This is a genomic window from Microcoleus sp. AT8-A3, assembly GCF_036705675.1.
In the GTDB taxonomy this organism is placed as follows: Bacteria; Cyanobacteriota; Cyanobacteriia; order Cyanobacteriales; family Microcoleaceae; genus Microcoleus.
Map to the genome: position 1 here is coordinate 1 of NZ_JAUBVD010000080.1, position 23,202 is coordinate 23,202.

Annotated in this window: 20 protein-coding genes, 1 tRNA gene and 2 pseudogenes; 11 read left to right on the forward strand and 12 right to left on the reverse strand. The window is 47.4% G+C overall.

Annotated features, from left to right (window positions below):
* Positions 1-288: 288 nt before the first annotated feature.
* Positions 289-636: a hypothetical protein gene (locus QUB51_RS27710; protein WP_333262928.1), complete on the forward strand. Its 348-nt coding sequence runs from the start codon at positions 289-291 to the stop codon at positions 634-636.
* Positions 637-810: 174 nt separating this feature from the next.
* Here the strand turns inward: QUB51_RS27710 and QUB51_RS27715 are convergent, their stop codons facing one another.
* The 3 genes from QUB51_RS27715 to QUB51_RS27725 form a co-directional block, all read right to left on the reverse strand.
* Positions 811-1,368 (reverse strand): single-stranded DNA-binding protein, encoded by a 558-nt coding sequence (locus QUB51_RS27715; RefSeq protein WP_333053924.1) that lies wholly within the window; start codon positions 1,366-1,368, stop codon positions 811-813.
* Positions 1,369-1,414: 46 nt separating this feature from the next.
* A complete protein-coding gene (locus QUB51_RS27720) occupies positions 1,415-2,449 on the reverse strand; it encodes an RRXRR domain-containing protein (RefSeq protein ID WP_333262925.1) in 1,035 nt (344 codons plus the stop codon).
* A gap of 421 nt (positions 2,450-2,870) precedes the next feature.
* Positions 2,871-5,414, reverse strand: coding sequence for a mannose-1-phosphate guanyltransferase (locus tag QUB51_RS27725; protein WP_333053928.1), 2,544 nt, complete (start codon positions 5,412-5,414; stop codon positions 2,871-2,873).
* A 570-nt stretch (positions 5,415-5,984) separates the two neighbouring features.
* Here QUB51_RS27725 and QUB51_RS27730 point away from each other — a divergent pair.
* Both QUB51_RS27730 and QUB51_RS27735 read left to right on the forward strand, forming a co-directional pair.
* A complete protein-coding gene (locus tag QUB51_RS27730) occupies positions 5,985-6,182 on the forward strand; it encodes a hypothetical protein (RefSeq protein WP_333030091.1) in 198 nt (65 codons plus the stop codon).
* A gap of 7 nt (positions 6,183-6,189) precedes the next feature.
* Complete coding sequence (locus QUB51_RS27735) at positions 6,190-6,927, forward strand: class I SAM-dependent methyltransferase (RefSeq protein ID WP_333053930.1); 738 nt, start codon at positions 6,190-6,192, stop codon at positions 6,925-6,927.
* A 247-nt stretch (positions 6,928-7,174) separates the two neighbouring features.
* Here QUB51_RS27735 and QUB51_RS27740 read toward each other — a convergent pair whose 3' ends face one another.
* Both QUB51_RS27740 and QUB51_RS27745 read right to left on the reverse strand, forming a co-directional pair.
* A complete protein-coding gene (locus tag QUB51_RS27740; protein WP_333274741.1) occupies positions 7,175-8,842 on the reverse strand; it encodes a hypothetical protein in 1,668 nt (555 codons plus the stop codon).
* Between the two features lie 811 nt (positions 8,843-9,653).
* Entirely contained in the window at positions 9,654-10,133 is a 480-nt protein-coding gene (locus tag QUB51_RS27745; RefSeq protein ID WP_333053933.1) for an NUDIX domain-containing protein, read from the reverse strand.
* A 145-nt stretch (positions 10,134-10,278) separates the two neighbouring features.
* Between QUB51_RS27745 and QUB51_RS30510 the strand changes: the two are divergent.
* From QUB51_RS30510 to QUB51_RS27770, 4 genes and pseudogenes are all read left to right on the forward strand, one after another.
* A pseudogene (locus QUB51_RS30510) lies at positions 10,279-11,119 on the forward strand (esterase/lipase family protein).
* A 219-nt stretch (positions 11,120-11,338) separates the two neighbouring features.
* Positions 11,339-11,554, forward strand: a complete 216-nt coding sequence (locus QUB51_RS27760) for a hypothetical protein (protein ID WP_333053934.1) — start codon at positions 11,339-11,341, stop codon at positions 11,552-11,554.
* Positions 11,555-11,604: 50 nt separating this feature from the next.
* Positions 11,605-11,835: a type II toxin-antitoxin system Phd/YefM family antitoxin gene (locus QUB51_RS27765; protein WP_333053935.1), complete on the forward strand. Its 231-nt coding sequence runs from the start codon at positions 11,605-11,607 to the stop codon at positions 11,833-11,835.
* Entirely contained in the window at positions 11,832-12,221 is a 390-nt protein-coding gene (locus QUB51_RS27770) for a PIN domain-containing protein (protein WP_333053938.1), read from the forward strand. The genes QUB51_RS27765 and QUB51_RS27770 overlap by 4 nt, the downstream gene beginning before the upstream one ends.
* A gap of 236 nt (positions 12,222-12,457) precedes the next feature.
* On the opposite strand, the gene QUB51_RS27775 is transcribed toward QUB51_RS27770, so the two are convergent.
* On the reverse strand, positions 12,458-12,838 hold the full coding sequence (locus QUB51_RS27775) for a hypothetical protein (protein WP_333210921.1): 381 nt from the start codon (positions 12,836-12,838) through the stop codon (positions 12,458-12,460).
* A gap of 378 nt (positions 12,839-13,216) precedes the next feature.
* Entirely contained in the window at positions 13,217-13,798 is a 582-nt protein-coding gene (locus QUB51_RS27780; RefSeq protein ID WP_333210922.1) for an RNA polymerase subunit sigma-24, read from the reverse strand.
* Positions 13,799-14,006: 208 nt separating this feature from the next.
* On the opposite strand from QUB51_RS27780, the gene QUB51_RS27785 reads away from it, so the two are divergent.
* The 3 genes and pseudogenes from QUB51_RS27785 (at position 14,007) to QUB51_RS27795 (ending at position 16,591) form a co-directional block, all read left to right on the forward strand.
* Complete coding sequence (locus tag QUB51_RS27785; RefSeq protein ID WP_333210924.1) at positions 14,007-15,392, forward strand: NB-ARC domain-containing protein; 1,386 nt, start codon at positions 14,007-14,009, stop codon at positions 15,390-15,392.
* Positions 15,393-15,865: 473 nt separating this feature from the next.
* Positions 15,866-16,207: a DUF433 domain-containing protein gene (locus tag QUB51_RS27790; protein WP_333210926.1), complete on the forward strand. Its 342-nt coding sequence runs from the start codon at positions 15,866-15,868 to the stop codon at positions 16,205-16,207.
* A gap of 3 nt (positions 16,208-16,210) precedes the next feature.
* Positions 16,211-16,591, forward strand: a pseudogene (locus QUB51_RS27795) (DUF5615 family PIN-like protein).
* 288 nt (positions 16,592-16,879) lie between these two features.
* Here the strand turns inward: QUB51_RS27795 and fba are convergent.
* The 5 genes from fba to QUB51_RS27820 form a co-directional block, all read right to left on the reverse strand.
* Positions 16,880-17,959 carry a class II fructose-bisphosphate aldolase gene (fba, locus tag QUB51_RS27800; RefSeq protein WP_006633469.1) on the reverse strand — a complete coding sequence of 360 codons (1,080 nt, stop codon included), beginning with the start codon at positions 17,957-17,959 and terminating at the stop codon, positions 16,880-16,882.
* A gap of 192 nt (positions 17,960-18,151) precedes the next feature.
* A tRNA-Lys gene (locus QUB51_RS27805) sits at positions 18,152-18,223 on the reverse strand.
* Between the two features lie 67 nt (positions 18,224-18,290).
* Entirely contained in the window at positions 18,291-19,160 is an 870-nt protein-coding gene (locus tag QUB51_RS27810) for an aldose epimerase family protein (RefSeq protein WP_445243075.1), read from the reverse strand.
* A 134-nt stretch (positions 19,161-19,294) separates the two neighbouring features.
* Positions 19,295-21,373, reverse strand: coding sequence for a CapA family protein (locus tag QUB51_RS27815; RefSeq protein ID WP_333053955.1), 2,079 nt, complete (start codon positions 21,371-21,373; stop codon positions 19,295-19,297).
* Between the two features lie 12 nt (positions 21,374-21,385).
* Positions 21,386-21,541, reverse strand: a complete 156-nt coding sequence (locus QUB51_RS27820) for a hypothetical protein (protein ID WP_333053957.1) — start codon at positions 21,539-21,541, stop codon at positions 21,386-21,388.
* 1,088 nt (positions 21,542-22,629) lie between these two features.
* On the opposite strand from QUB51_RS27820, the gene QUB51_RS27825 reads away from it, so the two are divergent.
* The gene (locus QUB51_RS27825; protein ID WP_006633466.1) at positions 22,630-22,941 is read left to right on the forward strand and encodes a DUF6679 family protein; all 312 of its coding nucleotides are present in this window, start codon (positions 22,630-22,632) and stop codon (positions 22,939-22,941) included.
* Positions 22,942-23,202: the final 261 nt, after the last annotated feature.

Here is a 23,202-nt window from a genome sequence, read left to right on the forward strand (position 1 = left end):
GCCCGTCCACTCATGACGGGCGGGACGCCCATCCCACAATAACAATTAAAATTGTAAGTTATTTAATTCGCGCTCCTTAAAAACTCCAGAGTAAGGATGCTAAATATCGAATCGAATTAGCGCGGCGGTGTTTGCGAGACTTGGGGGTATAATGCGCGATCGCGGGCTTCTCTAACCTCAGACAGAAGCAAGACAGATGCAGAAATACGTCCTAAGAGTTTTGCGATCGCCCCTAGCATCAGGTAAGCTTCTTGTTAATTATTGCGCTCTGTTCAGGAGAAAAAATTTATGCCAGATATGTCCGGTCAAGACCCCTCGGAAATTAAAATGGCGACGGTTGATGAAGAAGAAAAAGGCGCAACGTTTAGCGGTACGGTCATCCTTGCTATCGATGTCGATGGTCCTGGGGAAGTCCTTTTCTTCAGAGACTTTTTGATTGAAGATTATAAAGGCGAACTTAGCGCTTATCTGGCAACAGATGGCAATATAACGAAAAGCATTGATTTAGGCGAAGTTAAGCATAAGAGCAGCAGCTTTAAGCTGCCAATTCCGCTGGGGACGGATACATCACCCTACAATACCGTCGTGCTGCGCGACGAAAAAAGCAAGAAAAAAGTTGTGACGATCAAGCTGTAAAATTTGCAATTTAGCTCGTAGTTGGGCCAAATTCGTTAGCGCAGCCCTCGAAGAGGATCGCCTTTTTTTCCTGAAGTACGCGCGTGCGAAGCTATCCCGTAGGGAATCGCTCTTAAATTAAGGTGCCTCACTTTCGATCCAACAGTCGAGTTGTAAAGTGATGCACCCTAATTTTTAAAATGGAATCGGATCGTAATCGGGATTTTCCGGTTCGTTAGACGAACCCGACTGGCGATCGGACTCAGAATTTGAAGACTGATGCGAGTTCCAATCCGAACTAGAGGTGCGGTTAGGGCCGCTTGGAGCGCTGTTTGAACTGCGGTTCCGCGATCCTAAAGGTACTACATTGCTCGGCACATTAGCCGGGGCGGTGTCGCGAATTTGAGCCGGTTCGGGGGCGGTTCTAGTTGGAGGAGCCGAACTCATGGCATCGGCGCCTACACTGTAAATCCTTTGAGCTGTCAGTTCAGCGCGCTTTTCTTTGATACCATCTATTTCGATCGTATTCATTCCCAGCCGACCTTCAATAATCACGCGATCGCCCTCGCGATATTTATCGTGAATTTCTTGAGCCAAATTGCCCCATCCTATCACCTTCAAACGTTCGGGCGGATCTTCAGGTTTTGGGCCGGGAAACTGCACCAGCATTTCAGCGATTGGAACTTGATTTTCAGGAGTATAACGGAGTTGCGGTTGTTGAGTTATTTCCGCCATCAAAATGCAGCTATTCATAAGAAAAATGGGTGTGAAACCCCGTCCTTCTAGGACGGCTTTACAATTAATTTGCAATGCGCCACGAGTTGTAAGACAAAAACTTACAATCCGCAGACAACGCATTTTGACACAACCGTTTGCCAGTACCTAAGCTGTGCAAACTAATTGTTTTCCGAGTTGGGTCTTTCTTCGTAGGCGACTCTTGCGGGCCACCTACGTAGCAAAACCCATACTTTCGGTGTTTGACGATTGAACCGCGTTTGAATCCCGCACTCAAAGTGCCGCCATACCTCGAACGGATGTGACCCGGAGCGTGTTGCAATCGGTGTAACTGGCGTCTGTGAAACTCAAGAGGAATTACTTCTATCAATGCAGTGTTATCGGGTTTAAAATGCCCCCCAACGCACCAGTTAGCTAGCACCCAAGAATCAACGCAGTGTGCCTCAAATTTGTTTGATAGCTTCTGCTTTGACTTAAGGAGTTCACTCAATTGACGTAATTCATAAGTATCCTTGCCCGTCTTAGTTTCAACACGAGCGATTTTCTCAAGCTCTGCATAGAACCATTGCTTGCCTACTCCTAGCGGACTAAACGATACATTCCACTTGCGTGCGTTTTTCCAGGTTCGGGCTTTGATATCTTCTACAACGAAAGTTGATATTGGGAACATCAAAGTCAGCCATTTAGTTATCCTTAATTTCCACTGCCACCTCGCCTTAGTTGATGGAGGCAGTCGATATTTGTTGACCAGTCGGTTGGCTCGGTTTTTGCGGCATGGCGTGTTGCGAAAACGCCTGGCGCGCCGCATATTTCGCCTGATCTCAACATGGTCTTTCACCCAATCAACAGCATGGGTTTGAATGTTGAGATAAGTATGCGCTTTGGATTTAACCGTAAACGCTTCTCGCTTCGATCCGGGATCGATACCAACTGCAATTGGTTGGCGGTGCGTGTTGGATGGTTCTATGTTGAGTCGAACGCAAAACACTCCTTTTTTCCAAAATGGTGTCGCCTTGCCAGACTTAATCCAACGCTTTGCCCTGCTTGGAGTTGTCGGCATTAAGGGTCTGTTTTCGCTATCTAAGACTGGAACAAACATTTACGGTAAGTCCTATTTCTAGGTTTGTATTTCCCTTCGCCACTGGCACATCCGAGCGGTTAAAAACTAGGGAGGTATTCTTAACGTCAGTTGGGATACCACTCCCAGATGGCTCAGTTTGTCTTGAAGACGCAGGCTAGACACTGTTTTAGTCTTGAATTAAGAAGCGGGTGTTGCTCCCTCTTTCAAGCCCCATCCCTTTTAGGGTGGGGTTAGTGACCTGTTATCTGTACGTAATTGGGCATCGGGAATTGGGCATCGGGAATTGGGAATTGGCCCGCGCAGGGACTTCGGGATTGGGAATTGGGCATGAACTTTCAAGTAAAAAGGTAAAACTTAAAATAACGCATTTTATTTTTTTACTTTTGCATTACCAATTTCCCATTGCCAATGCCCTGTTTGGCCAATGCCCAATTCCCGATTACACGTTACCAAATTTATCTTGGAGAACTGCCGCCTCGGCTTGACTGACAAAATCGTGAACGAGGGCGCGGTACTCCTTCAACGTTTCAGATACCCAATCTCGATCCTCACTGTTGGCGAAGATATGAACGGTCGGTTCACTAGCATCGGGTAAAACTAATACCCAATTGTCGTCGCTGTAGTTAAAAATCTTCACTCCATCTAATAATTCTAAACGATCGGGCGAATGAGTTTCTACTAAATGTCGCATCAGCGAACCCTTGATAGTCCAAGGACAGCGGACGCTGTAACTGCGGTGGGTGATGCGGGGAAGTTCCGCCTTGATCTGTCCGAGCGATCGCTCCTGAATCGTCATCATTTCTATCACTTTAGCAATGCAGAACATTCCGTCAAATCCGGGATGCAACTGCGGGAAAATAAAACCCATAAGGCCGCTGCCGCCCAAAACCACATTCGGGTTCCTGTTAGCGGCTTCCATCAAAGCAGTTGGGTTCGCCTTCGTGCGGATTACCTTGCTTTGATAGCGTCGGGCGATCGCCTCCACCGCAGAAGACGCATGAACCGGCACTACTACTGTACCTTTGGGATGAGAAGTCAGCATCAAATTTACCATCAACGCCGTCAGCATTTCCCCACGAATCGCTATCCCAGACTCATCTACCAAAATGAGCTGTTCGCCGTTAGCCGATACCTGCACTCCAAAATTAGCGCTGAGTGCTTTCACCACCCGGCCGAGTTGGTCGAGCAAATATTCCCGTTCCCCGTTGCTTAGAGAAGTCTGTTTGAGACTGGCATTGAGAACCACCGCATCGCAGCCGAACTTGGCAAGCATTTGGGGCAGAATTGCTCCAGAAACCGCGTAAACGTAATCGATTACCACCTTAGAATTGCTGTAGCGTATTGCCTCAACATTCATCTGCCGCTCAAAAATGCGGTTGTAAACATCGAGAGCTTGGTTAAAGTACGTCATCTCTCCAATTTCGGGAATTAGAGCTCGCCGCAAATCTTCCTTAAAATAAGCCCCCTCGATTTTTTTCTCAGCTCCTTTTGTAATATTGATGCCTTTGATATCGAAGAATTCAATTAAAATGTGGTCGGAGCGATCGGGCGAAATGCGAACATGAATGCCGCCAGCAATTGATATCGTAGACGAAACCGTGCGCGCGATCGGAATTGCCGTCGATTCCAAATTGATCACATTAATTCCCACCGACATCAAACCCGCAATCAAAGACCTCGAAACCATCCGCGAAATGCTCCGCTGGTCACGAGAAACCGATACCGCAGTCCCCGGTTTCAAAGTCGAGCCATAAGCCGCGCCCAATTTCACTGCAAATTCCGGGGTAACATCCACATTTGCCAGTCCTTGAACGCCACGCTGACCGAACAAATTCCGCTTAGCTTGTTCTCCCCAAATTAAATTTTGATTTAACAGAGCGCCGGATTCAATATTTTTGCTCGGCCAGACGCGCACGCTCGGCCCCACTTGTGCTTCTTCTCCCACGATGGACATTGAACCGACGACAGCACCTTCGAGGACGTGAGCGCGCCTGTCTACGCGGGTACTCCGGCAAATCACGCAGGCCCTAAGATGAGCGTCTTCACCGACAATTGCTCCGTTCCAGACGATGGGACGTTTGAGATTAGCGTCGGCCCCCACAGTCACGTTATCTCCGATCACAGTACCTGCATCGATTTTAACTCTGGCTCCAATTCGGCAATTGTTGCCGATCATCGCCGGTACTTCGACGATCGCGCTATCGTCAATAAAAGTATTCTGACCTACCCAAAGTCCCGATCGAACTTCGTTGTAGTAGCTCAAATCCAGTTTGACCTTGGCCCGCAGCGCGTCGTACTGAGATTCCCGGTAAACATCTAGCTGGCCGACATCGCACCAGTAACCCTCGGCGATGTAGCCGTACATCGGCTCGTTTTTTTCCAGTAGCAGGGGAAACAAGTCTTTCGAGAAGTCGCACTCCTGATTTACCGGCAGGTAATCCAAGACTTCGGGTTCTAAAATATAAATGCCGGTATTGATAGTATCGGAGAAAATTTCGCTGCTAGAAGGCTTTTCCAGAAAGCGACTGATGCGGTAATTTTCCTCGGTAATCACGACCCCGAATTCCATCGGGTTGGGAACGCGAGTTAAAATTAACGTGGCTTTGGATTGCTGGCTACGGTGAAATTTGATTGCTGCGGTTAAGTCGAAGTCTGTGATGCTGTCGCCGCTGATGACCAAAAAAGTGCGATCGAGCAATTCAGCAATATTTTTGACGCAACCAGCCGTACCCAGCGGTTGGTCTTCCTCCACAGCGTAAGTCATTTGAACGCCAAACTCTGCCCCGTCAGTAAAATATTCGCGCATGACATCGGGAAGGTAGTGCAGCGTCGCAATAATTTCCGTAATCTGATGCCTTTTTAGCAAATTAATAATGTGTTCTGCGATCGGGCGATTCAGAATCGGCACCATCGGTTTGGGCAAATCGCACGTCAGGGGTCTGAGCCTAGTTCCCGATCCCCCAGCCATCAGCACTGCACGCATAAAATCCTCCTTGCTTAAAAAGCTCTCTACCGCTATTGTCCGCTAGAAAAAGTTTGCCTGCTGTAATTCGTCGGCCGCGAGCTATCAGTTCTTAGTTAATTATCTTCGAGTAGTGACACGTCTGGTAAATCCCGTTCGGCCAGGCCGTCCCCCAACAGCAACCGATTTCAACCGAATTAGAACTTGCGGCATCGCACCACTCCCCCGGTCGAACTCGGATTTGTAGGGGATCTTGGGTGATACCAGTTAAAAAAAAGAATGCAACTGTAGGCCCGTACTCGAAACCCTTATCTCATCATTCCTTCCCAATTCTTTAATTCTTCACTTATTCAATCTTATAAGTCCTCAGAACGATCGACTTTTACCAGAAGTCCCTTCTTGCTTGCTCGGTGAAAGCTATTTCGGGGGTGTTATTTTTAAGTTTGTGGCCAGCGGGGATTTTGCAGTCTCTTTCGGAAGGTGGAATTACTACAGCTATCGGTGTGCCTTGGCGTCTGATAAATGATAGATTAAGGGTAGCGCTTTGACTAGCTGACCCAAAATCCTATCCATTGCTTAGGGGTTTTTTAAATGAGTACGTTAATTAGCTTGGCATTGCTGATCGCTTACGGTGGCGGTATTTGGAAATTTTGGAATGGGTTCGATCGCACTAACTTCGATCGAAGTTTTGCAAATCGCCTTAAGCTCTCGCTGCTCTGGCCCGCGTTAATTTTTAATAAGCCTTACCGCCAAAACTTTACAAAAGCTCTCAAAGCTTCTAAAAGGTAATTCAAGAATGTCTAAAAAGTCCGAACGCCCAGCAAGTACAAGCGAGCAAACTTGGTTTGCCAAAGGCAAATCAGATAGCTGGCAAGTTTTACTATCGCAGGTTGCTGCCCGGTTCGATCGCGAATACCGAGGAGAAGCTTTCGCCTTACCCGAAGAAGTCGAAGCAATGCCGATTTTCCTGGAATCAGTCGCAGGAACTCTCCAAGCAAAAACAGTTTCTCCCTTCTGGAAAATTGCCAAACCTCAAAAAAATCAGCGCTGTTTAGACATTGGCTGCGGAGTCAGCTTTCTCATCTACCCTTGGCGGGATTGGGAAGCCTATTTTTATGGTCAAGAAATCAGCAGCGCAGCGCGAGACGCCTTAAACGCTCGCGGCCCTCAGCTCAATTCTAAGCTGTTCAAAGGCGTAGAATGGGCCCCCGCTCACCAGTTAAATTACGAAGAGGCTCAGTTCGATTTATGCCTCGCTACAGGCTTTAGCTGTTACTATCCCATAGACTATTGGAATATTGTCATGGGAGAAGTAAAGCGGGTACTAAAACCGGGCGGTCATTTTGTTTTTGATGTCCTCAACCCCAATGCTCCTTTAGCAGAAGATTGGGCAATTTTGGAAACTTATCGAGCCGGCGAAGTATTTTTAGAGACAATAGAAGATTGGGAAAAAATGATTAAAGCTGCAGGCGCTAAGGTAGTAAAAAAGCAAAGTGGTGACTTATTTCAAATGTATAAAGTTCAATACAATTGAGAGATTAAGGGGAATAGGTAATTAGCTTTGTAGTCAAAAGTTCAATCGTCCCCAGCCTGGTCAGGCGGACGAAAAACAACTTCGTTCTTAGTTGATAAAGTAGGGTGCGTCAGCAAGTAGAAATTCGTTTGAGAAGCTACAAATATTCAAGCTGACGCACCCTACTAACTACTAACTACTATTGTTTATAATTGCTTATAAACTCAACGAAGTTTTACAATACCGATTGCCAATTAGCGATGCCCAATTAATTTTCGGTAGCCGCAGGAGATGGCGCTGCTTCCGGCGATGGTGACGGCGACACTTCGGCAGCAGGAGATGGCGCTGCTTCCGGCGACGGTGACGGCGACACTTCCGGGGCAGGAGATGGTGCAGCTTCCGGCTGCGGAGACTCTTCGGCGGCAGGAGATGGTGCAGCTTCCGGCTGCGGAGACTCTTCGGCGGCAGGAGATGGTGCGGCTTCGGGCTGCGGGGACTCTTCGGCGGGTTGCGGTTGAGGAGAAGGCGACTGTTCCGCGGCTGGTTTCGGTTCAGGCGAGGGCGACGGTTGAGCCCCTGGCTTGGGTGCGGGCGGCGACGGTTGGGCCCCTGGCTGCGGTTTGTTTGAGGGGGCAGGCGGCTTCTCGAACTGCGGTTTCACTTCAGTAGGCGCTGGGGATGGCGGCTGGCCTGTTGGTCTGCTGGGCGCTGTCGGCGCGGGCGCGGGCTGCTGCTGGCCTGGTGGGTTGGGCCTGGTTGGGGTGACAGGAATGCCACTACAAACTTTTTCGTCGTACTTAAACTCGACATCCAGTTGGTAAAGCTTGTGCGTGCTGGCTGCTTCAAATGTTAGAGAAGGGCTAATAATCGCAATTTTAGCCGCATTATCGAGAATACCGTAACCCGTGGGGACGATCGGCTGTGGCTCGGCCTTGAGCAAGCCTTGAGGGCTGACAACTGCTCCAAAAACTGCTCTTCCTTGGAGTTTTTGTGAGCAAGCTGTTACGGGATAAGGCACAGGCACAGGAGTCGGGCCTGTCATTTCCAAGTCAGGATAAGCCTTTTTGAATTTCTCAAACAAAGCAACATAGGTCTCTCCAGCCGCCAGCAGTGTCTCTCTGTCGGTGGGTAAGTTTGAACCCGGTTGACCGGACTGAGTTTCTGCGATGAGAGTCCTTTTATTGGGATCTTTTTGAGTCAATTTTGGTACTCCATCGGGTCCCACATTCCTGCCAATTGGGAATTCCGGGGTAAAGACTGGAGCTCCGTCTGGAAATAGTGGCAGTCCGCCTCTACTGGCTATAATCCTTTTGAGCGCTTCTGCTTCATCTTCCGAGCCGCCGCCGGGAATCTGGGGCGCTTCATTCAGCGATGGTGGTGGCGGGATATTGCGATCGAAATTACCAGGTAAAGGTGGGAAAAGGAAACCGCTAGGAGGTACGGGTGGGACGAAAGTGGGTATTGGCTGGGAGGGGGCTCTGACTATTGGGGATGGAGTTGTGGGAGGTGGCGGGGCTGTTGGGGCCGTGAAGGGCGGGAGAGGGGAAGGAGGGAGAGGGGAAAAGAATCCAGGAGGGGGCATTCCCGGCGGCATGGCGGGCAAGTTGATGGTATCAGGTGCGGGGGGCAAGGGTGGGGCTAACTTGGGCGCTGGTGGAAGGGGAACTGGTGCGATCGTAAATGGCGTAAATCGCGTATTAGACGGTTTCGGTGGTATGGTTTGTGGCAGGCGGCTGACTTCTGCGGGAGTTAGTTCTACTAAGCCGACAGAACCGGGGATATTTTTTGAGGAATTTCCACCATAAAGTATGTTTGAGAGCGTCGGGGCGGTTGCTCCGAGGACTCCGTGCAGGCCCACAGAAGCTAGGGCTGCCCACCAAAAAGGCTGGCGCAGCGGTTCGGAAAGGGTGTTGGCTAGGGAGGAAGAGTCAGTCATTTAAATTTTAGATTTTAGATTTTAGATTTTAGATTGGGGGATTGTTCGATTTTAGATTTTAGATTTTAGATTGGGGGATTGTTCGATTTTAGATTTTAGATTTTAGATTGGGGGATTGGGGGATTGTTCGATTTTAGATTTTAGATTGGGGGATTGGGGGATTGGGGGATTGGGGGATTGGGGGATTGGGGGATTGGGGGATTGGGAGATTGGGGGATTGGGAAATTGAGTGATTGGGGGATTGGGGGATTGGGGGATTGGGAGATTGAGTGATTGGGCGATGGGTAATTTATATTGTTGTGGTTGTGATTGAGTGTGAATTCGTTTTAATTTTTAATGAGGAGAGGTTGGGAATTCAAAGGTATAATTGTAGCACTGTCGGTATCGAAATTGCCCGATCGACTTTTATTGAGATTTCGCGACCCTCACATCAAGCACTCAAGCCTAGAAACCGGGTTTTTGGGCTGGTTCCACGCTGGTATAACAACCGCCAATCGGGTGAGGACGTTGTTAATCGCTGAAACCATTGTTTTTCTTGCCTAATGCCTTTGACCCAATCCTCTACGCGGTTTCTCAGGTATTGTTGAGAATGGTCAGCAGGCGTCAGGCGGGCGGGACTGGGGCGATGGAAAAAACAGACTGCACCGCTGCTATACCGTCTTTTTTCGGGTTCTGGAGCGCCACTAATTTATTAAACACGATCGATCCGTTCGATCGACCCCTGTTTCCAATTCGGTTACACAACCGGATTCATCCGTGGAAGTAATTATTCAATCCAAAATCCCAAATCCCAAATCCAAAATCTATGGATTCACCAGCGATAGCGGTAATTTTTAAAAGGAGCTCCCTCGATGGTGAGCAAGTCGATGGGATAAATTGGAGCGCCGCTTGCCATATATTGAAACATTTCCCGAACTTCCTCTCCCCGCAACGACAACTGGTCTAATTCCTTGAGAGAATACCAGCCCGCGCACAAAGTATGCTCATCCGGCTTACTCTTGGGCGGCGTCTTATCTTGTGGACGAGCCACAAAAATGACTCGGAGGCGCACATTGCCCCTAGGCATCACTGTGTGCTCTACCCGGAGAATTCCCTCAACGATGATGGAAATGCCCGCTTCCTCAAAGGTATTACGCATAGCAGCTTCGAGCAAAGTTTCCCCTTTTTCCACTCGCCCTGCTGGGAGATACCACTGCTGCTCGTACTTGCGCTCTTGTACCAGTAGAAAACGGTCTTCTAAGTGAACGACAACTAGGGTAAAATACCATGTTTGAATCGGCTCGCGAGCCATAGAAGTAGATATTCCCTAAGCAAAAGGTTTAACGAGTGGCAGATGTTAGCAATCCAAAGGATGCTTCGGCAAGTGTCTTTTAACTTGAAAAACAGATCGTAGCACTCCGACCGCAAAATCTAAAATCTAAAATCTAAAATTGACCATGCCATTACCAACCGTGATTTTACCAGGATATTTTGCTGCTGCTTCCGACTATCGGGAATTAGAAAAGTCTCTGGTCGATCGAGGTTTCCCAACAGTAACAGTGCCTCTGGGCAAGGGAGATTGGTTGCCGACTTTTGGCGGGCGGTCGATGGTGCCAATTTTGCGACAGCTCGATCGCACGGTCAAACAAATGTTACAGCAATACGGCGTTCCGCAGATCAATCTCGTCGGTCATTCGATTTTAGATTTTAGATTTTAGATTTTAGATTGACCCCACGGATCAATTCGGGGGCTTGAGGATTTGAGATTTGAGATTTTGGATTGATTCCACGGATCGATCGCGTGGCGGGTACCATCAAGAAATTCTTGGTCATTCCGCCGGCGGCTGGATTTCTCGCATCTATTTGGGCGAAAAGCCTTACACGATTCACGGCGACGTGCTTGAGGACGCGGGTTTGTGGGAAGCTCACCCTTATGTGAATACTTTAATCACTTTAGGCACGCCGCACGTCTCTCAAGAGCGCTGGACGCGCAAAAATCTAGATTTTGTCAAAATTCATTATCCGGGGGCTTTTCACCCGCAGGTGCGCTACGTGTGCGCTGCTGGGAAGGCTGTTTTTGGCAAGCGCGGTTTTGGGACTTGGCTGGCTTATAAAAGTTACGAGTTGACTGTGGGGAAGGGCGAAACTTGGGGAGATGGAATTACGCCGGTGGAAGCTGCTGTTTTGGATGGGGCCGAAAATCTGGTGTTGGAGGGGGTTTGGCATTCGCCTCGTTCTCCGGGGAAGTGGTACGGTTCGCCGGAGGTTTTGCCGGCTTGGATTGAGTATTTGTGTTAGAAACGAACCGCGAAGACGCGAAGGAAGAAGCAGAAGGTTTAAGGGGCGGATTTAGTTATAATTTGATATTAGGAGCGAGTTTAGTGCGGCAAAGCTCGCCCCCCCGATGCTATGTTTGCTTGAATTTTTATCGCTAACTGAATAGATTGAAAAAATATTTTATGTGGCCTTATCGGTAAGATTCAGAAGTCACGGCGAACCACACAATCAAATTATACGTTGGCTGGGGTGGAATTGGGCGAGAATGCTACTGTGCGCTTGGACGCAGATAACGAATTTCAGCCGGATGCTTTGTGGAGAATTGATGCGGGAGGTCGATCGCACATTAGGGATGATGATTATGTGCGATCACTAGCTGTACAATCATCGCAGTGTTTGGTATTTGGTGCGAGGGGCGATCGCACTTTTTTCACTCAAGCATCGCTTTCCGTCTAATCCTCGCATTATCATAGTAGAAATAGAATAAGATTGGGAAAAGTCAGCAAATGGCACAAATTACCACGACTGAATTACCTCAAACCCTCCAGACTCTACTTATAGAGGTCGAACGTACCAAAACCCCCCTCACCATCATCCATGAAGGGAAACCATTAGTGATTATCTATCCTGCCACTACCCAAACCCCACGCCCCGTGTTTGGCACAATGAAAGGAAGCGGTGAAATATTAGGAGATTTAATTGCTCCTGTCGCCGAACTATGGGAAGTTTTAGAATGAAACTTTTACTCGATACCCACATTTGGCTTTGGTATTTACTCGGCGATCAACGCCTATCGCTTCAACTTCAAACGGCGATCGCCGATCCTAATACTGAACTTTGGCTGAGTCCAATTAGCATTTGGGAGACGCTCATCCTTGCAGAAAAAGGAAGGATATCTTTACAGCCAGATCCGGTTACATGGGTTAACTTAGCTTTAAAAACTCTGGAAACTCGTGAAGCCCAAATGAATCACTCCATTGCCATTTTAAGTCGCGAGATTGCACTACCCCATCAAGACCCCGGAGACCGATTTATTGCGGCCACAGCTATTTATTATGGGTTAATATTAGCTACAGTTGATGCCAACCTTACAGGTAATTCGGTGCTACAAACACTCAGTTAGGCAATATTTTATATTTTTGTAGGCGAGATCCCTTTTTTTTGCTGGGGCGATTCCCTACTGGATAGCTACGCTTCACGCCCTGTGTGCAAACATCGCACTTTAAAATTGTGGAAATGGATAAGATTGTAAGTGGAAAAAGAAGTTGGGTAACACGAGGGTTAATAGAATATGCTTGGTGGGGCGATCGGACTAAGTTATGCTGCGACTACTTCGACAGGCCTGAACATTATATCCATTCAACCTTTGATGCCAAATCTATCATAAAGCATCTTTCTTAACCTATTGCTACCGCGTTTCACGAAGTCATCTTCAGATTCCTGCTCCAAAGGTTCACCAATTTGATTGCTCAAGTCAGATAAAAAAGATTCATTCTGAATTAAGCTCGACACCTCTTCTGAGAATTTTTGCTTTTCATTATTGGAAAATGAGAATGGCGTCAACATAAGGAAAGTTCCTGCTGTTAAAGCCCTTTGAAGGGATGGAAGAGTTAAATCAGATTCTGGCAGTGATTGAGTAGGTGATTGCTGAATCTCATCCATAAATTGCTTAAAATTACTCATCACTGATTGAGTAGGTGATTGCTCAATCTCATCCATAACTTCCTTAAAATTACTCATCACTTATTCTCACTTGGTATGCCGATTTTTCCACGAACCATAAAAAGAACGAAGCAGCTTTTCAAATGACTTGACAACTTCCTCTATAATTTTACCTTTCGTTTTATCATCCAACCGATTCCATAGTCTGAAAAACCAATTAAATAGTTCAGATAGCCAACCAAACATCCGTATACTCCAAAGCTACGAAACAGAACCTATAACCCAACGCTGTAATATTGGCTGCATATAGATAGCCAAGCTTACCTTTTCAATCGCTGGCAGTTTTCTGATATTTGCTGCGAGGTGCGAGGAAATACTAAAGCCAGACTAAACGCTGATGAAGGTTGGGTTGCAACAGGAAACCCAACCTACCAATTCAAACTGAACTAACTATCTTTACCCTTTACCTCCAAACAGTTTATATATTCCGTATCCAACAGCAGCCGCCGCAGCAACAGGTGCAGCCGCAACTATGGCAGTACCAGCAATTGCGCCTCCCCCGACAACGCCACCGATACCAGCAAGGGTGCCCATAATTGCAGCACCAGAAGCACCGCCAGCTACCGTTACAGCACCAGCACCAACTAGACCAGCAGCAGCCCCAATGTTTGTAGCTGTTCTTGCCGCTGCACGAGCATCATTCTCTTCCTCAGACAAGTTCGATTGCTCTTTGAACAAAGTTTCATTCATTATTTTTGCCCCAAGATAAGCTGGGCCTGCTGCTAATACCGCAGGAGCCGCCGCCATACCACCACCAACCACACCACCTGCTGCAGCTAAACCCGAAGTAATTCCTGCTCCTGAAGTTGCTGCAACAGTCAACCCTGTAGCAGCACTGGCAGCCGCACCTACCGCAGCACCAGTTTCTGCAACCGCTTTGACTGTTTTGACTGTATTTCCATTAATTCCCAGAGTTTTTTCTACAACATTTTCTACAACTTCTTCACCTGCTTTGCTGGCAAAATTTTCCCAATTCATAAATCAATTTATCCTTTTAATACTTGTTCCATTATCCTTAATAAATTCAAGGTTTGTCTAGCCCAAAAATGTTCTATTTTGCCGCCAATTCTCCCTCGCTTTTACTTTAACTTTAATCTAAGTTTGTACAACAATGTACGAAAATGTACGAAAATGTTGGCAGTTATGAGCTACAATAATACATAAAACTCTCGCATCTCCCTGCCAGATGAATCTTAAAGAAATGTTAAATGTCGCCGATCGCATAGTTTTTGAGAAAACAGGTCAGCACCTTGACGATTTACAAGCAGCCGTACTGCGGGGAACTCTACAACGCGAGACATACAAAGAAATAGCAAAAGATTTTAACTGTTCTGAAAGTCGCATCAGGGAAATCGGATCGGAATTATGGCAGATACTTTCAGAAGAGTTGGGAGAAGATGTTAATAAAACAAATTTTAGATCGGCAATGGAGAGGTTGGAAGTTTCAATATATTCAAACGTTGCACAAGAAGAATCGGTGCAAATTAACAGCGTTAACATCTGTGGAGAAGCTAGACACCCGCCAAAGATCCCAAACTCAAACCCACCAAATCAGGAAACATCTAACCCAAAACAAACCAAAACTCTACATCAAGATTTAAGCGAAATGCCAGAGTTAGGTGATTTCTTCGATCGCACCCCCGAACTCCACACCCTCACCACATGGATTCTACAACAACGCTGTCGCCTCATCACCCTCACCGGCATCAGCGGTATCGGCAAAACCACCCTAGCAGTACAACTCGTACAACAAATTAAAAACGAGTTTGAGTACGCAGTTTGGTACACACTAGACGAATTCCCCACCATAGATAAATTTCAATCTAACCTAATACAGCTTTTTTCCCATTCCGAAAAACAAGATTTATCCCCAACAAACCAAAAACGCTTACCACTGATTAAGTATTTACAAAACCATCGCTGTTTAATCGTCTTAGATGACGTTCACAACCTTTTCTGTAGCGGCGAATTGGCAGGAAAATATCAACCACAAGCCGAAGAATATCGCTCCTTATTCAAACAAATAGAAAAATTATCCCATCAAAGCTGCTTGATGTTAATCGGTTGGGAACAACCGAGAGAAGTGACTCAAGTTAAAAACCAAAATACTTCCATTCGCACCTTACAAATCCAAGGTCTAGGCATCGCCGCCGGACGGGAAATACTCAGAGATTATGGGTTAGAAGAAAGCGACAACAGTGAAGCACTCATTCATCGTTACCAAGGCAACCCCCTATGGTTAAAAAGCGTGGCGAATCTGATTCAAGACTTGGGTGGAGGCGTGACAGAGTTATTACCAAATGATACGATATTGTTGCCAGAAGATTTGAAAGATGTTTTACAGCAGCAGTTCGATCGCCTATCGGAACTGGAAAAACAAGTAATCTCCTTGTTAGCCAAAGAAAGCCAGCCAATCAACCGGGCAAAATTGCTAGAAAATGAGATAATTCCGGCTTCAGATTTACCAAATGCGCTGCAATCTCTATCGCGGCGCTGCTTGATTGAACAACAAGCAAATTTTTACACGATTTCACCTGTACTGAGGCAATATGCGATCGCCCGTGCAGTGTAATTTAGGTACATAGTGGTAGGGTGCGGATACATCGAAAATCCCTAAATAAAGCTCGACAATCTTATAGATCGCCACATGACGCTTCCTAATTCATAAAAAACATCCCAAAATTCTGTAGGGGCGGGTTCGCCAACCATTCACGCTCAAAATGAATAATATTATAAACCCGCCCCCGCCCACCAACAATAAAAATGTACGATTAATTTATTGGTAAAATGTTGATGTAAACAATGGCGGATGAGGGCGGGTTTATGAGGTTGTTTGTGGGTTTCATAAATGGTTGGTGAACCCGCCCCTACAAATTGGGGTTTATTATAAAAATATAACCTGTCCTAACACGGGCAGTTGCTATATTAAAGGCTTGGAGGCATTATTTTCGTCCATCAAACCAAGGTGATGACCACCCGTGCGATCGCGGACTGAATAGAATAAATTCGATAGAATAATCAGTAATCGCAATTCCATTGTTTGTCATGACGCTGAAAGAATTAGAGCCTCAACTGCTGGCACTCTCTGACGACGAAAAAGCTCAAGTCGTTCAACTCCTCACTCAAGGTAAAATCACTCCTTGGCGCGGTATTGAAAAAACGCCTGATGTTTGTGGCGGGAGTGCCTGCATTGCTGGCACTCGCATCACCGTTTGGGGACTTGTAGAAGCTCGTCGCATTGGCTACAGCGAAGCTGATTTACTCACAAGCTATCGATCGCTATCTGCTACTGATATTGCTAACGCTTGGGCCTATGCTGAAGCCTTTCCCGATGAAATTGAAACAGAAATTCGGGAAAACAATGAAGTGATAGACGAGGATTTGTAGCCGATGGCACGTCTCTATGCCGATGAGCAATACCCCTATCCTGTTGTAGAATTACTGAGAGCTTTAGGACATGATGTTTTGACTGTCCAAGAAGCAGGCAGAGCGAATCATATCATGTCCGGTCGAGCGATCGCGATTTTTGTAGGGGCGGGTTCACCAACAATAGCGGCAAATAATTGACCATCTCAAAAACCCGCCCCGACCGGGATATTATGGTTAATTGATCGGACATGATATCAGAAAATTCCTAACCCGGATGTTTTAGCTTTTGCTACTAGCGAAAAACCGGTCGTCATTACCGAAAACCGTAAATATTTCTTTCGGCTGCACCGCATACACCCCCTTCATGCTGGCATTATCGCCTGTACGAACGATCGCAATTAAGAAGCACTGGCTAACCGAATCCACACCGCGATCGTAGCCGCAGAACCTTTGGAAGGTAAACTGATTCGCGTTGTGCGCCCTGCTTTGTCACCGTAATACCCCGTTGATTCTTTAGTCTCTGAGAGAGGGACGAAAGTTTGTGTAGGATCTGTTTCAACCGCCGATCGAGGGAATAATCAACTACTGCTATACATAAAATCGCACAAACAAAAACCGGGCAACTTCAAAGCTACCCGGCAATCCTAACTTTAGACTTCAGACAAAACTAAAATCTAAAACCTAAAATTCTTAAACAGCTACAGTCTTCTTAGCAGAGGAACTCAATTCGCCCTTAGCATACTTAGCTGCAAAGTCGTCCAAAGATACTTGCTTAATCTTTGTACCGTGACCGGCGCAACCGAAAGAATTATAGCGATCGCTACAAACCTTCTGCATATACTTGATCGACGGCTTCAAGAAGTGGCGGGGGTCAAACTCATCGGGCTTCGCAAACAAAGCTTCGCGCACCGCAGCGGTAATCGCCAAACGGTTGTCAGTATCGATATTGATCTTGCGAACGCCGCACTTGATACCCTTTTGGATTTCTTCCACAGGTACGCCGTAGGTTTCGCGGATTTTGCCGCCGTTGCTGTTGATGATTTCCAACAATTCTTGGGGCACAGAAGAAGAACCGTGCATTACCAAGTGAGTATTCGGCAAGCGGCGGTGAATTTCTTCAATGCGGCTGATTGCCAAAATTTCGCCAGTCGGCTTGCGAGTGAACTTGTAAGCGCCGTGAGAAGTGCCGATAGCGACTGCTAGAGCATCCACGCCGGTTTGCTCGACGAAATCAACAGCTTGTTCGGGATCTGTCAGCAACTGATCGTGAGAAAGCGCACCTTCAAAGCCGTGGCCGTCTTCTGCTTCGCCCATTCCTGTTTCCAGAGAACCCAAACAACCCAGTTCGCCTTCAACGCTAACGCCGATCGAATGAGCAACATTCACCACATCGCGAGTAACTTGAACATTGTACTCGTAGCTAGCGGGAGTCTTAGCATCCGCTTCCAGAGAACCGTCCATCATCACGCTGGTGAAACCTTGGCGCATGGCAGAATAGCAAGTGCCGGGGGCATTGCCGTGGTCTTGGTGCATGGAAATGGGAATGTGAGGATAGGTTTCAACTGCTGCCAAAATCAAGTGGCGCAGGAAATTTTCGCCAGCGTAGGAGCGAGCGCCGCGAGAAGCTTGCAGAATCACGGGGCTGTTGGTTTCGTCAGCAGCGCGCATGATCGCTTGGATTTGCTCCATGTTGTTGACGTTGTAAGCCGGTAGGCCGTAACCATTTTCAGCCGCGTGGTCGAGCAGCAATCGCATAGGTACAAGCGCCATAGATATTCCTCCTAATTATTTGTGATTTTTGGGCAGTGAATTTTGAACAAGCTCAATTCTTACGATAATCTTAAGACAATTTGCCACCGATCGCGCACTATCTTTCCAGATTTACTAAAAAGTTCAACAAACAAAATTTTGAGTTCCGAGCATTCAGCTCAAAACTCAAAATTCTTAACTCACAAATTTTTATGGGTCGCCCGGGATTTGAACCCGAGACCAATCGGTTAAAAGCCGAATGCTCTACCGCTGAGCTAGCGACCCGCGAAAACATTGTTACCGCACACAATTTCTAATAGTAGCACCCCTCATTTGAAATAGCAAGTCTTTTTTAAATAAAATTTGCAGTCATGCGAACCAGCATCTCGCAAGTCGCGCCGGGGGGCAAATAAATCAAGTGTTCGCCAGTGTTGAGGGCATTTCGAGGAGCAGTCCAAGGTTCCAAACAGTAAAAATCCTTGCCCTTCACCATCCAGAAAACCAACTTCCCGTAGCTGGAGTTGTAACTGACGGTCAGCCGCAAGCCGGTCGCCGCGTCAGTGACAGTAGCAGCAAGACCAGTGAGTTCGTCAAAGGAAACATCAATTTCATCCAGCGTCGGGTCAAAAACCCCAGTGAAGTAACCCTTGGTGTGGGTGTTCTGATCTCTGTACTGCATCCCCGGAATCTCAAAGCGGAGCTGAGATTTGTCCGTCGCCAAAAAGTAGGGGTGCAAACCACTAGAAAACGGCATGGGTTCGTCAGACAGATTGGTGTATCGCTGAAAAATTTCCAAAGAATTGCCTTTAATCTGATAAGTGAAGGCTAGTTGGAAATCAAACGGATAAACAGCCAGCGTCTTGTCGCTGCTGTCGAGAATCAGCGTCAGAGCGGCGCAACCCTCCGTAACTTGTTCGCCTATTGTCCAAGGCAAGTCTCGAGCAAAGCCGTGCTGTTTGAGCTTACGCTCCACTCCCTTGTGCGTGTAAGTATTGTCGGGGAGATTGCTGCAGATGGGAAACAGGATGGGAATCCCGCCACGTACAGTTAGATCGGGATTGGCGAACCGTTCCGCGTCCAAATAGAAGATTTCTTTGCCTTCAACCAGCCAGCTAGTGGCAATACCGCCCCGTTCCGGCACAACTTCTAGAGTAGAGTTAGCGGTTTCGTCGGAGAGGATATAGGTTTTGTACTGCTTTTGCTTGAGCGCGATCGCAAACACATTTCTCATCGGTAGTAGGTCATTGATCATTGGTTGTCAGTAAATCGATCGTTAATAATTGGTCGCTATTATCTTGATGTTCACCCATTACCGCCCCTATCCTCCCCCTGCATCCTCGCTCCGGCCCCCACCGGCTAACCAATGCTCCTAGCTATAGGAGGCAGGGCGATCCGCTGCTTGGAGCCGTTGCTGGTGGTAGCTGGAACGATCGCGGAGGCCGAGTGCCCTTTGAGTGCGACTTCAAAAGATACAGCCCGAGTCGGGGGAAGATAGCTTTGGGGACTCAGCACCGATCCTTGATTGGGAGATGGGGGCGAAATAAACGGTTCTTTGATGAATGGCTCTTTTGTAAACGGCTCTGGTTCCCGGCTGGGATTTTGAGGTTGAGTAGGGTAGATGCGGGGCGGCAAATTTTGATTCGGAGGCGGATTTGACTCAATTGCAGGCCCTGTCCCGTTCGGGAAAAATGAGGAGTTGTCCGGCTGTTGGGGCGCAGCCGGCAAAGCCGGCAAAATCAAAGTAGGTTTGGGTTGTCCGGGGCCTTGCTGATTGCTTTCACCGTCGCTGGCCCCGGAACCTCGCCCCGGCTGGTATGTACCGCTCTTTACTGCTCCTGGCAAGGTCGAATTTGGAGTTTTTGATGCCGCTCCTGGCTGGAGTAGGGCTTCGAGAACTACAGAAGATCGCATCGGTCGATCGAAAATACTAGAAATTTGCTCAATGCGTTTGAGGATGCGATCGGCTGAGGCTCCCTTGACCACCTTCGGCTGAAAATTTTTCACCTCCACAGGCAGAAACTCTACCTTCATATTCCTGTCTTTGAGCGATACTTTCAGGACTGCGGTATCGTAATCCCTGCGAGCATTCGGGCCGAATATAAAATTACCCAGCGAGTAAACTATCGGGCGGCCATTGTAAATTTCTGCACCTTGCAGTACCTGGGGATGGTGTCCCACTACCAAATCAGCTCCTTGGTCGATCGTGAACCGAGCCAAATCAATCTGCCCGTCCCCCGGATAATCTGCCAATTCGACTCCCCAGTGGTAATTAACAATAATCCAGTCTACCTGACTCCTAAGAGCTCGAATATCCTCCGCCACGCGATTGTTGCGGCGGGGGTTAATGCCCGCTTTCCCTTGGTCAGCGACGTTCAGCTCGGCATCGTAATAACCGAGGTAGGCAATCCGCTGACCCTTAACTTCAATAATATCTGGACGCCTGGCTTCTTTAATATCTCTGCCGGCTCCCAGGTGTTGAATCCCACTATTATCTAGAGTATTCATTGTCTCCACCAGCCCCGGTTCCTCGTAATCCATAGCGCGGCTATTTGCCAGATTGACAATATCCACTCCTCCGGCTGTTAATACTTTCACCGATTCTGGATCGGCTTTAAAATTTAATTGTTTTTTAGCAGAGCCCAATGTAGAGCGAGTCAGGGAGTTTTCTAGGTTAACCATCGCCACATCTGCTTGCCGATACTCGTCCATATTGGCGAAAGCCCATTGGTGATCGTTGGCTGCAGATGATCCGAGCGCATCCGATAGATTCACATTTCCTCCGAACATCAGCGTTACTGTTGGATCGTAAGGATTAGCAACTTGCTTTTGCTGAACTACTGGTACCACTTCTAAGGCTGCTTGCACCGTATCCGCACGTTTTGGAGGCGGCCCCGAAATTACCGCACCTTGCTGGTAGCCGGATACTGAAGAGCCTAACTGCAGGGCCACAGCCTCGTGGTAGCTGACCCAACACCCTAAAATAAATGAGGCAAGTGCCGATCCCACTAGCAGCAGAGAACGATACGTTTTAAATTTAACCCAATCGACGATCGGTAGGGAACGGTAACGCCGTCGCTGGCGGTTTGCCGGAGTGACAATTCGCACTGACTGTTTCCAGAGAATGTCTGCATCCCCCGCCAAGCGCGCCTGAATTCGCACTCCTTCTACTGCTGGCGAGTTGAGTCTCCAGAGTTGGTGGCAAATAAATTTGACTAAGCCTTCCCGGATAGTGCTCCCCAGTAAGGTAGTATCTGGCGCAAATTCGCGCTGGAATTCTACGAGGATTTGGACGCAGCCGGCCTGAGCCTGTTCGACGCGGGCATAAATCCCTTCGGGGCGCAGCAAGCTGTCAATCCAGTAATTCAGGGCTTGAAAGTTGCCCGATCGCGCTAGCTCTAAGATAGACGGCTGCGACCAATTTTCTGCGTACACCATCAATTAGCCTCCTTAATACGCACGAGCGATGACTCCAATTTGTGTTGAACCGAACCGCAATTCTTTTAGCTTAACCGCCACAGGTTCCGCTGCCCGTTTTGAAGCTAGTTGTTGGCCGCCACCATTTTCTACATTTAGGGGCTGCCTGCTGTCAGTGATTTTTATCACACTCCAGTCAATCGATTTTAGATTTTAGATTTTAGATTTTAGATTTTAGGTTTTAGGTTTTAGATTGAGGAAAGAGGGGGTACTGGGGGCTAGAAATCACCTCCAAACACTCTTGTTTCTGGGGGAGTTGAGGCCAAAGAGAGCGAGAAATCTGAGGCAGAGTCTGTTTTTATTGTCGCTGTTTGAGTGTCGCTTTAGAGCTTTCGCTTCGAGATTTGAGATTTGAGATTGAGCCTTGACGGTGTTAGTGGGCGATCGAACAATCGATTTGAGATTTTAGATTTGAGATTTTAGATTGAGTTCATAGGGGGTACTGGGGGCTAGAAATAACCTCCAAACACTCTTGTTTCTGGGGGAATTGAGGCATAAGAGAGCGAGATATCTGAGGCAGAGTCTGTTTTTATTGTCGCTGTTTGAGTGTCGCTTTAGAGCTTTCGCTTCGAGATTTGAGATTTGAGATTGAGCCTTGACGGCGTTAGTGGGCGATCGAACAATCGATTTGAGATTTTAGATTTGAGATTTTAGATTGAGTTCATAGGGGGTACTGGGGGCTAGAAATAACTTCCAAACACTCTTGTTTCTGGGGGACTTGAGACATAAGAGAGCGAGATATCTGAGGCAGAGTCTGTTTTTATTGTCGCTGTTTGAGTGTCACTTTAGAGCTTTCCCTTCGAGATTTGAGATTTGAGATTGAGCCTTGACGGCGTTAGCGGGCGATCGAACAAACGTCGAAACAATAGCTTTCTGGGGGACTTGAGGCAAAACAGAGCGAGATTTTAGAGGCAGAGTCTGTTGTTATTGTCGCTGTTAATCGCGATCGCCCGAGTCAAGTCCTAATGCTCGGATCTATGCTGGCAAATGCCTCTCACGAGAGATGCCACTGGCTGCACAACCTGTAATTGGATAAATGGCGTACTGGATAGATTTGGTGGTAAAATCGAATTTGGTAACTCCCATCGGTACCAAAGTTGCGGAAAACGTGAAACTGGCTAGTCCATACGGCTGTGCCTTCCGATGTAAAACCCAAAGTACGTTACGGTAAACAGACCATATTTTAAGCAAGTTACACTGCGCAGGAGAACTGACAAATGCTACAGCGCAAAATCTATCAACTCTGTTGTGATGGTCGTGAGGTTTCTATTTTTCTTCGAGATCAGCAACGTTGGATAGAGCGCGCTCGTATCCTAGATATTGAAGGGGATCTAGTCACGCTGCGCTACGAAACCGACGAAGAAGACGAAATCAGCTCCTGGGAAGAAATGGTGCGTCTTGAAAGTATTGGAGCTGTATCCCAGAAGTTGGCTTCGGTATCCCGAACTAACTGCGAACCCCTAGTTTCTGACGATTGTCCCGAAGCCGAACAAATTCGCAATCACTACCCGGACTCGAATTTGGAATAGTTTTGAGCTCGCGCTTGAGGCACAAGGAAAACTTGGGGGAAAAGAAAACGGCTTTTCTCCCTTTTTTGTGGAGAAATTATGCAAAAAACCCAGTTTAGGCCAAAAATATTCTGGGTTGTTACCCCATAAGCTATTTTGCCTTTAAATTTAAGCTTGATGGCGGGAGTTCCTGCTCAACCCCTACTCCCCACAACAGCGTAAGGAATGAGAATTAAATAACTTCCACTCTTGAAAGTGGGATGGGCGTCCCGCCCGTCCAAA